Here is a 994-nt window from a genome sequence, read left to right as displayed (position 1 = left end):
CCTCCACCAGCAGTTCCACGAAGCCAGGCTGGCCAGCTCGGCCCACACCGCCGTCAGGGCGCTATTAAGCCGCTGAGTGGTCTCGCCGGCCAGCCCCGAGGCAGAAAATTCCTGGTCTTCAGGCTGGTCGATCACAAAGAAGTCAGACACGGCAACCAAAAACGACAACAGGAACAAAAAGGCGTGGTGGGGGTGACTGGCCGCCGTCGGCTCCCCATAGGAATTAATCCCTAATTCCTAGTGCAATGAGGGCAAATTTAACAATCACCAGAAACGTCAACCCGCCTTCCAGGGGGGAATCCTTGGGCTTCATGCACCGAAGCGGTTGGAAATCCTATTGAGCGCAAGCGCTCTCGGCAAACTGAGCAAATACTGAGAGGTCCCTGAGTGGAAGGGTGTTCAAGGTCGCTCCGGGGTCACCACCCCTTCGAACTGGGTGAAGGCCCACGACGTTGCGCAACTCAGGGGAGAGCTTCTGGGGTTCCAGCAGGGCCCAGAGCAACACGGGGGTGTCGAGCAGCAGTTTCATCCGCCCCAGCGCTCCAGTTCGTCGTTGGGCAGGGGATCGAAGAACGCCTCATCCACCCTTCCCTGCAGGAAGCCGAGCTGCCGGCGCGGGCTGGGATCCAGGGGCACCAGCTGGGCGATGGGTTTGCCATGGCGAGACAGCACGATGCGCTCGCCGGCGGCGACCCTGGCCAGCAGGGCCGAAAGATGGGTCTTGGCCTCCTGAACATTGACGCAACGGGTCGCGGTCGGGACAGGCGGGGCAGGCGAGGGGACACCCTGAATGATGGTCATGGCCTGGTGTCAACCTAGGGGTGGAGGCCTTTCGATTGGGCTGGCAATCGCGCTTGGACTTGTTGGACTTTCTGGAGCACATCTGCCGCCAGGCCGCCACCATGAAGGGGGGGTTGCCAGGGCCGCCTAAAAGTCTGTCCCGATAGCTCTTGGCGGGGCTGTCAGCATTGGGTTCGCTCGGCGGGTCTCAGTG

At 61.8% G+C, this 994-nt stretch carries 1 protein-coding gene; it reads right to left on the bottom strand.

Annotated elements, in window-relative coordinates:
• Positions 1 to 525 precede the first annotated feature (525 nt).
• Positions 526 to 801 carry a type II toxin-antitoxin system Phd/YefM family antitoxin gene (locus AC01FP_RS17820; protein WP_474482101.1) on the bottom strand — a complete coding sequence of 92 codons (276 nt, stop codon included), beginning with the start codon at positions 799 to 801 and terminating at the stop codon, positions 526 to 528.
• Between the last annotated feature and the right edge of the window lie 193 nt (positions 802 to 994).

It is taken from the genome of Cyanobium sp. NIVA-CYA 375 (assembly GCF_056108345.1).
This window is presented reverse-complemented; position numbering and strand designations above follow the sequence as displayed.

Bases quoted from the DNA above. Each gene is read 5' to 3' on its own strand.
- AC01FP_RS17820 (WP_474482101.1), bottom strand. From the start codon at position 801: ATGACCATCATTCAGGGTGTCCCCTCGCCTGCCCCGCCTGTCCCGACC.